Consider the following 8,953-nt stretch of genomic DNA (forward strand, 5'->3'; position numbering starts at 1 on the left):
TAAGCGCCGTTTGAGTGGCGCTTAGGCGTCAAATAAATTTGTTTGCTTTACTTCCTCCTTCACGCCTTCAAATGCAAACTTTTCTACTTGCTTATAATATTCACCTTCCTTTCTTTTTAAAAGCAATGCATGACTGGCAATAAACCTGCCGTGGAAACCAGCATGCTCTAATTGCTGCCAGCCTTTTTCATATTGCCATGGTTGCAATTTCCGGGCAATGGTTAAATGCGGTTCAGTTATAAAATGCGGCTTGTTGTCTTTATCTATCTTCATAAACTTCTGCGCATTTTGCCGTAATATTTTTACAGCATTCATTATTGGCACTTTACTCACTATGTTTATATAAATGGTGTGCGATGGAAAACTGCCAAAATCTTTCAGTTCAATTTTAAATGGCGCTATGGTTCTTGCATTATTTCTTAAATGATGCCTGATATGTATTTCTGTTGATTGAAATTGCCTGAACCGCATCAATGTTATATGCGGTAAACCCTTCCTTGCCTGCTCGCAGCTATAATCTGTTGCAAATTTTTCTTTGATGGCTTTGATCTCATCCCACAGTGCTTCATGCGGTTGCAATACCAGCAAATACTCAGCAGGTAAAATATGTTTTTCTGCTCTCGCTTCTGCCTCGCTTAAATATTCCTGTATAATGAATGGATGTTTCATACCTATCCCTAAACGGGGAATTTTTGCTTTAATGATTTTCTTTATTTCAGTTTTTAAAAGGGAAAGGGTTGAAATACTACAAAACGAAAAACCTATGGCACAAGGATTTTTATTTTTGTCTTTTAAAAATGAATCGCTTTTGTTTTATGTTTTGTCACTTTCTTTTCTTGAAAAAAGAAAGTGACAAAAGAAATTCAAGCACGGATGATAATACAGCACATCCGTGCACACGCCGTGATTGAGCCTTTGTAGTGCTGATTCTTCGGCTATTGACCATTGATGCTTAGGTGCAACAACGCATGTTTATTTAAGCTTCTTAAATATTATGCTATCTGATTTATTAATCAATATTGAATTAACAATCAGGTTAATCCATTAATCCTATAAATTCCAGTTCAGGCATTAATTCAACGCCGTGCCCAACTTAAACACACTTACCTGTCTGCATTTGTCATATTGATTCTGGCGTTTTAGTAAAACCAGTTCGTCAACCACAAAACGGGCATTGAATGTTTTGCGCGAATAATCCATGATGGCTTTTTCATACACTTGTTGCTGCAGGCTCCTTGCAATGGTTACATGCGGATGATTAATGAGCTTGGCATTGGGGAAACCATTATCATTAATGTATTCATTTATTTTTTTTAACGATGTGGCCAGTTGCTTAAACGGCTCATGATCCTGAATGCGGGCATACACGGTTTTTGATGAGGGAAAACCGCTAAAATTATTGATCATCACATCAAAGCTCTTGTGATGGCTGATGATCTTATACATCCATTTAATCAGCGTTTCTTCCATGGCTTCCTTAGCCAGAAAATTGGCAATTGTTATATGCGGCAATGTTTTTTTTGCAATGCTCACCTTATACTCCAGCGAAAAATTTTCCTTTTCTGCTTTTATCTGGTCAAAAACTTCTTTGCCGGGATGAACCACCAGTAAATATTCAAAAAACCTGGGCAGCCCATATTGCAAACCGGATGAAAAAAATACTTGCTGTTCCATATATATACAATTTGTTTTTTTTTCTGATTAAAACGCTAAGCTAACCAATTTAGTTTAATTTTACTAAAAAAATTAGTCAATAAATTTATTAGTATATGGAAACACAACAGGGTTACAGGGCCGCTTATGCCGGCAGCAAAAATTTTTCACAACATGATGTTAAAACGGCTAATGCCAATGGCTTTGCCGCTGCCGCCGACGATTATATGGAACGCGGGATTGATTTAAACGAGCAGCTTATTTTAAACAAGCCTGCCACTTTTTTCTTTCGCATGAATGGCGATGCCATGATGGAAGACGGCATTTTTAATGGCGATGTTTTAATTGTTGACCGCAGCATAAAACCATCAAGCGGAAAAATAATTGTTGCCATACTCGACGGTGAGTTACTGGTGCGAAGAATACAACGCAATCCAACGTTTGTGGAACTGCAATGCGCCAATAAGCGCATGAGCAATATCCAGCTTCACAACTTTGATGACCGCAGCCATGTATGGGGCGTGGTAACCTGCGTGATACATGTATTGGAACGAAGCCTGTTTGTTACAAAAAACAAAAGTGAATTCAATCAGAAAGATAAATACGGGAAGGCGCAACGGTTTTATTAGAAGCCCTCACCCTCGTTCGTTCCAAAAAAGAGGGATGCCCTGTGCAACGATCTTTATTTATTTCTAATAGTTAGTTGTGCGTAATTATAATTTTTTGGTGACGGACCGCAATTGTCTGAACCACGATTTATAGGATTAATGGATTAACCTGATTGTTTAATTCAATATCGTTTAATAAAATCAGGCAGCATAATATTTAAGAAGCTTAAATAAAAATACGTTGTTGCACCTAATAATCAAGGTACAACAGCTGAAGAATCAGCAGCACAACAGCTCAATCAAGGCGAAAGAAACAAAGTGCTGAATATCTTTTTTTCTTGATTTTTTCTTTGGTTACTTTCTTTTGTATCAAGACAAAAGAAAGTGACAAATGCATTTTAAAAAAGCATAAAAACATTTCCAAATGAAAAACATAACCGATAATCCCAACGCAAAACCGCGGCCCAAAGACCATGATGAAACGGCAACATATCATCATGGCCGCGGCGCACAATTCAATACAAAAAATAAATTTTTAATTAATGAAGTAAGCAAAGAACATGTTGAAGCCATTGACGATTGGGAAGAAAAAACATTGCCAACCGTTTACCTGGAACAGGAAGTAAAAACAATTGTAAACAAAGTTGAAAGCCCTGATGTGGGCATGAGTTACAGTATGAACCCTTATGCCGGCTGCGAACATGGCTGCATATATTGCTATGCCCGCAATGTGCATGAATACTGGGGTTACAGCGCGGGTATGGACTTTGAGCAAAAGATAATCGTAAAGAAAAATGCACCGCAGTTATTGCGTAAATTTTTATTGCATCCGAAGTGGGATGCCACGCCCATCATGTTAAGCGGCAATACAGATTGTTACCAGCCTGCCGAACAAAAATATCGTTTAACAAGAGGCTTGCTGGAGGTATGTAACGAGTTTAATCAACCTGTTGGCATCCTCACCAAAAATTCATGGATATTAAAAGATAAAGATGTGCTGGCCGATATGGGCAGGAAAAATATTGTATCGGCTATGGTTTCCATAACATCGTTTAATGAAGATTTAAGACGCGTGATGGAACCGCGGACCACAACGGCCAAACAAAAATTAAAAGTGATCAATGAATTAAGTGCTGCCGGCGTGCGCATGGGTATTATGATGGGACCGATGATACCGGGATTGAATGAACATGAAATGCAAAGAATAATGAAAGCGGCAAGAGATAATGGCGCAACGTTTACAGCTTATACGTTTATACGTTTGAATGGTGCAATTAAATTTTTGTTTCGCGACTGGCTCTATAAAAATTTCCCGGAAAGGGCCGATAAAGTTTGGCATTTAATTGAGAAAAGTCACGATGGGCAAGTGAATGATACGCGCTGGGGTGTGCGCATGCGTGGTGAAGGCCCGATTGCGCAATTAGTGGCACAGCAATACCGCAAGTATGGAAAACTTTATGGTATGAATGCAGAAGACTGGAGCCTGAACAGGAGCTTGTTTAAAAGGCCGGGCGATGCGCAGGGGAGATTGTTTTAGTTGTCTGAACCGGGATTTTTAGGATTAAAAGATTTATGGATTAAGAAGTTTGAAATGAATATAACATGCAAACAATTGCGGAAAGTGATTGCTGATATTTTAAGCATAAGCATTGATGAAATACGTGCAACGAAAGAAGATCAATTTTTTTATGAATTTGCTATGCCGCCAACAGATGAAGAGATTGATGAATTTGTTTTATCGAGTAAATGTTTTGATTATGAGATGAAAGAGTGGTTGTTGGGTGAGGTTGAGGTGTATTTGTGCAAGAAGCGCAGTATAAGATAAAGGTATGTCGGGTTATTTTGGAAACAATATCAAAATAAGTAATTTTCAAGTTGTTAATAAATTAAAGACTCAAATGTTTGTACCAGTTCAGAATATTGTTGAAAGTGTTGATTTAACTCCAAAGGATGCTTTGCTTCCACTGTTTGAATGCATAGTAAACTCAATAATAAGTTTAATGCAATCAAAACAAGAACATAAGGAAATTCAAGTAAAAATACTAAGAGGTGAATCACCAAGTCAGCAATTAATTCTGGATAACACAAAAACAATTAACTCAATTATTGTTTCAGATAATGGAATAGGTTTCACTAACAAAAATTTCGAATCTTTCGAAACTCCTTTTTCAAAAACACTGAAAGAATTTGGATGTAAAGGTGTCGGTAGATTTACGGTTTTAGCTGCGTTTGAAAGTATTAATATAAGAAGTAACTATAAAGAAGGTGAGTTGTGGAAATATAGGACATTTATTTGCGATGCAGAAAACGAAGTACATTCAATGACTATTGATGATTCAACTGAAAAAAATTTTAAAACAAACGTTGAATTACATAATTGTTTCAATCCTATCATAAAAGATAAAACTGCGGTCAGCTTAGAAGATTTATCACAGGAAATAATGCATCATTGCTTGATTTATTATTTAAGCAATCAACTTCCTACAATTAAATTATTTGACGCTGATTCTGAAGAAGGTGAAGTAATAAATGATTTGTTCGATCGAGTTTCTAAGGAGCGTGAAAGAAATTTTAATGTACGAGAAGAAAGTTTCAAAGCTTATATCATTAAGGTTCCTAAAGAAGGCAATAGGAAAAATCATTACATCTATTATTGCGCAAATTCAAGAGTTGCTGGTCAACCAAAAAATATTGGAAAAATTAATAGCTTATTTAGCTATCCAATTTTTTTAAATGGCAAATTTTATTTTCTTGATGTATATATTGTTTCTGATTATTTAAACAAGCATGTGTATAATGCAAGAAATGGCTTCTCTATTCCGCAGGAAAAAGAAAATAGGTTATTTGAAAATAACGATATAATTTCTTTTGAAGAAATAGAAGAATCACTAGTAAAAGTTTTAGAACAAGAATTTAATTCGCATGTAAATGAAACTAAAGAAAGAAGTCAAAGAGAACTGGAAAAATATATTATTGAAAAGGCTCCAAGATATAATAGTCTAAGAAACAATCCTGACTTGCTTAAAACAATTCCTCCTAATTTAACTGACGAAAAAAAGGAAGAGCATTTATATAGGATTGCTTTCAACGCACGAAAAAGTGTTGAAAAAAACTTGCAAGAGTTTATTGATAACAAACAAATAAATGAGGAAAGCATTCAAAAAATTAAAAAAGCCATTCAAGAAAAAACTTCTTACGATATTGATAGCTTGGCAGATTATATGATGAGGAGAAAAGCAATAATTGATTTATTTGATAAATTTTTAGAAGCAGATAATAATGGAAAATATAAATTGGAGGAAGATATTCATAACCTCATCTTTCCTATAGGATTTACTAATGAAGAAATAAGTTATGAGACACATAACCTTTGGTTATTAGATGAAAGGTTTCTGACATACAAATTTGTAGGTAGCGATAAATCAATTACTTCAATTAGTCAGAAAAAAAGTAGCAAGGAGCCTGATATAATTATGCTACAAGAAAATCCAAAAATGTTTGATAATCCAATTGGTTTTGCTGATAAAAGTAATGGCGAACTTAATTCGATGGTAATATTTGAATTTAAAAGACCTGGCGATACAGCACACCAAAAGAACAAGAATGATTATAGATGGGAATTCTCTATACTTGTTGAACCATATTTCGATGATTTTTTATATTCTCCTGATAAAAAAAATTATAAAGGGAAACATGTTATTTTAAAAAAGGAAACACCAAAGTTTGGTTTTATAATAATTGATGTTTTACCTCCATTGCTTGAGCAATTCAATCTTGATAAAGGTTGGCAACGAACACCTTTTGGTTCATATTATAAAATGGAAGCAAATAAAAATATGCATCTTGAAGTTATGACGTTTAGTAAATTGATAGAATATGCAAGAAATAGGCACATGCCTTTCTTTGACAAGCTTTTTGGAAAATAATTTCTTTCATACCTGACTCATAAAATCTCTACTTCATCGCTCTCATTCCACGCAGAGAATTACATGAAAGAATCACATTTAGCAAACAAAGTTTTTCAAACGTGTTTCTTAGCCACCATAAAAAACATCAGTACAAGGGAGTGACACAACCGTGCTTAATTAAAACACAAAAGCTGGCAACATAAAAATTATCTTCTTATCATTTCACCCGCTCATACACCGAAATCTCTCTATCGCCGGTTGCATTTGCTGTGGTCTGTGTAAAACTATCATTGCCATTGATTGTAATACCCAGCACAAAAGTTTTTCCAATTAATTCCGGCCAGGTTGAAGCGGTAATGGTTTCTGTAAGGTTATTACTGTTATCAAGCGAAAATGTTCCGTAACTGATGCCTGTTCTTTTTTGCTGTATGGAATCCGTATAATAATCACCATACGAAAAATAACCCGCATAAAAAGCCTTGTACTCAATATCACTGTGTTTAATGGTGTCGTTACCGCGCAGGGCATAAGAAGAGACCTGTTTCCAGATTCCATCAAGCAACGTAGGTGTGTTTGTACCGGCTGACCTGTAGGTTTCCGTGATCTTTATTTCGCCTTTATCAGACATTACCTTCGACATGGTTTGTACATAGCCTGTATCGTTTTTAGTAATATTCACTGTATCTGAAAACACGTCAGTGCTTTGCAGGTTTTCTGTAGCGTTGTATGTAATATTTTCTATCAGCTTATCTCCATTAACAGAAAATTTGCCTACTGCAAATGCAGAAACATCCTGCGATGGGTTTACAAGCGTATACATCATAACATTGCCTGCATAAATTTTAAGCTGGTTGTTCTCAACAGAATTCGTATCAATATCATTGCCTTTAAAATTTTGTTTTTCCATTGTGTAAGCGCCATTCATATTTATTACGCCGGTTGAAGTATTACAGCTTACGATCACGGGTAATAAAATGTACACAAGCTTTTTCATATTGCGATTTTTGCGTGAAAGATAAAAGTTTCTAAACATCCGGTATATAAACGTTTTGTTTGTAACAACAATGTTTCAAAGCCTTCAGCGCCCCTCCAAAATCAAACGATGGTAAAATGCGGTACAGAATTGTTTAAGCAATAATTTCGCGGCTTCATTACATGAATCCCAACACAGCAATCTGGATTATAGCCATAATAACAACAGCCTTTGTAATTATAAGGCCGTTTAAATTAAATGAGGCCATTTGGGTTGTATGCGCCGCTTTCATCTTATTAATAACCCAGCTTATTTCTCCCGCAGAAGCGTTCACCGGCATTGCAAAAGGCACCGATGTGTATTTATTTCTTACAGGCATGATGTTGCTGGCTGAAACAGCAAGGGAAGAAAAGTTGTTTGAATGGCTGGCAGCGCTGGCTACAAAGCATGCAAACGGTTCTGCTAAAAGATTGTTTATAATGATTTACGTGGTGGGTATTATTGTTACCGTTTTTTTATCCAATGATGCCACTGCAGTTGTGCTTACACCTGCCGTAGCAGCTTCTATGAAAGCCGCAAACGTTAAACAACCATTGCCCTATCTTTTTATATGTGCTTTTATTGCCAATGCAGCTTCGTTTGTATTGCCTATATCAAATCCTGCTAACCTTGTAATTTATGGAAGGCATTTGCCACCATTGCTGGTTTGGCTGGAGCATTTTATTTTGCCATCAGTTGTTTCAATTGGCATTACTTATTTAATGCTATATAAATCGCAACGAAAATTTTTGAAGCAACCAATAGCCACCAATATTGAAATTCCGCATTTAACAAGGGGCGGAAAAGCTGCGGCACGTGGTATTTGTGCGGCAGCGATAGGTTTGTTGCTGGCGTCTGCATTTCATATGCAGTTAGGGTTACCAACGTTGGTAATAGGCGTTGTAACATCGTTAGTGGTTTTACTGATTGCGCGTGAATCGCCGTTAAATGTAATTAAAGATATTTCATGGAGTGTTCTGCCGCTTGTTGCAGGCTTGTTTGTAATTGTGGAAGCTTTAATTAAAACCGGTTTAATAGAACACATCAGTAATGTATTGGCGCAGTATGCGGCAACATCGCCTAACCTTGCTGCTGTTACAAGTGGCGCAGGAATTGGCATTGCCTCTAACTTTACCAATAATCTTCCCGCCGGGTTAATTGCGGGCAGCGTATTACAAACGACACCTGTTCCTGTTATTATAAGAAATGCAGTTTTGATTGGTATTGATCTTGGCCCAAACTTATCTGTCACAGGATCACTTGCTACTATCCTATGGCTTGTAGCACTACGCCGTGAAGGCCATGAGGTAAACGCCTGGCGGTTTTTAAAAATCGGCGCGATGGTTATGATTCCTGCATTGTTATTAGCATTGGCTTCACTTTGGATATAATTATTTACGCTTCGTGTTTTAATCCTGAGCCCGGCTTTCAACTTAATGGAAGATTATTCAAACTGGTTTTTTATTATATAGCCTGCATCTTTCAATAGTTTTTCCCTGTTGAATAATTCAACGTCATACCATACCATTTCTTTCACCATTGTTGCAAGGGTGTATGCCGGTTCCCATTGCAGTTTTGTTTTTGCCTTGGTAGGATCACCAATTAAGAGTTCAACTTCAGCCGGCCTGTAATAAGCAGGATCAATACAAACAACTTCCCTGCCCGTTTCCAGCAAATAATCCGGATTTGAGCACGCAGCCACAAAACCTTTTTCTTTATCTCCCTTGCCTTTAAATTCAATGGTAATGCCGAGCTCGGCAAAAGCCATTCTT

9 protein-coding genes are annotated in these 8,953 nt (G+C 36.5%); 5 read left to right on the plus strand and 4 right to left on the minus strand.

The window, feature by feature from the left end; all coding sequences use genetic code 11:
- Nucleotides 1–21: 21 nt before the first annotated feature.
- On the minus strand, nucleotides 22–669 hold the full coding sequence (locus ACTHN6_RS22275; RefSeq protein ID WP_440437995.1) for a 2'-5' RNA ligase family protein: 648 nt from the start codon (nucleotides 667–669) through the stop codon (nucleotides 22–24).
- Between the two features lie 402 nt (nucleotides 670–1,071).
- Entirely contained in the window at nucleotides 1,072–1,674 is a 603-nt protein-coding gene (locus ACTHN6_RS22280; RefSeq protein WP_440437996.1) for a 2'-5' RNA ligase family protein, read from the minus strand.
- Between the two features lie 95 nt (nucleotides 1,675–1,769).
- On the opposite strand from ACTHN6_RS22280, the gene ACTHN6_RS22285 reads away from it, so the two are divergent.
- The 4 genes from ACTHN6_RS22285 to ACTHN6_RS22300 all read left to right on the plus strand — a co-directional run bounded on the left by ACTHN6_RS22285 (nucleotide 1,770) and on the right by ACTHN6_RS22300 (nucleotide 6,187).
- Nucleotides 1,770–2,282, plus strand: coding sequence for a LexA family protein (locus ACTHN6_RS22285; protein ID WP_440437997.1), 513 nt, complete (start codon nucleotides 1,770–1,772; stop codon nucleotides 2,280–2,282).
- Nucleotides 2,283–2,685: 403 nt separating this feature from the next.
- Complete coding sequence (locus ACTHN6_RS22290; RefSeq protein ID WP_440437998.1) at nucleotides 2,686–3,798, plus strand: PA0069 family radical SAM protein; 1,113 nt, start codon at nucleotides 2,686–2,688, stop codon at nucleotides 3,796–3,798.
- 54 nt (nucleotides 3,799–3,852) lie between these two features.
- A complete protein-coding gene (locus tag ACTHN6_RS22295) occupies nucleotides 3,853–4,086 on the plus strand; it encodes a hypothetical protein (protein ID WP_440437999.1) in 234 nt (77 codons plus the stop codon).
- Nucleotides 4,087–4,090: 4 nt separating this feature from the next.
- Nucleotides 4,091–6,187, plus strand: a complete 2,097-nt coding sequence (locus tag ACTHN6_RS22300; protein WP_440438000.1) for a hypothetical protein — start codon at nucleotides 4,091–4,093, stop codon at nucleotides 6,185–6,187.
- Nucleotides 6,188–6,386: 199 nt separating this feature from the next.
- Here ACTHN6_RS22300 and ACTHN6_RS22305 read toward each other — a convergent pair whose 3' ends face one another.
- A complete protein-coding gene (locus ACTHN6_RS22305) occupies nucleotides 6,387–7,163 on the minus strand; it encodes a hypothetical protein (protein ID WP_440438001.1) in 777 nt (258 codons plus the stop codon).
- Nucleotides 7,164–7,324: 161 nt separating this feature from the next.
- On the opposite strand from ACTHN6_RS22305, the gene ACTHN6_RS22310 reads away from it, so the two are divergent.
- The gene (locus tag ACTHN6_RS22310) at nucleotides 7,325–8,572 is read left to right on the plus strand and encodes an arsenic transporter (RefSeq protein WP_440438002.1); all 1,248 of its coding nucleotides are present in this window, start codon (nucleotides 7,325–7,327) and stop codon (nucleotides 8,570–8,572) included.
- A 53-nt stretch (nucleotides 8,573–8,625) separates the two neighbouring features.
- Here the strand turns inward: ACTHN6_RS22310 and ACTHN6_RS22315 are convergent.
- Nucleotides 8,626–8,953 (minus strand): GDP-mannose 4,6-dehydratase (locus ACTHN6_RS22315; protein WP_440438003.1); only part of this gene is annotated, 328 nt, incomplete at its 5' end.

Source organism: Parafilimonas sp. (assembly GCF_051953455.1).
In the GTDB taxonomy this organism is placed as follows: Bacteria; Bacteroidota; Bacteroidia; order Chitinophagales; family Chitinophagaceae; genus Parafilimonas.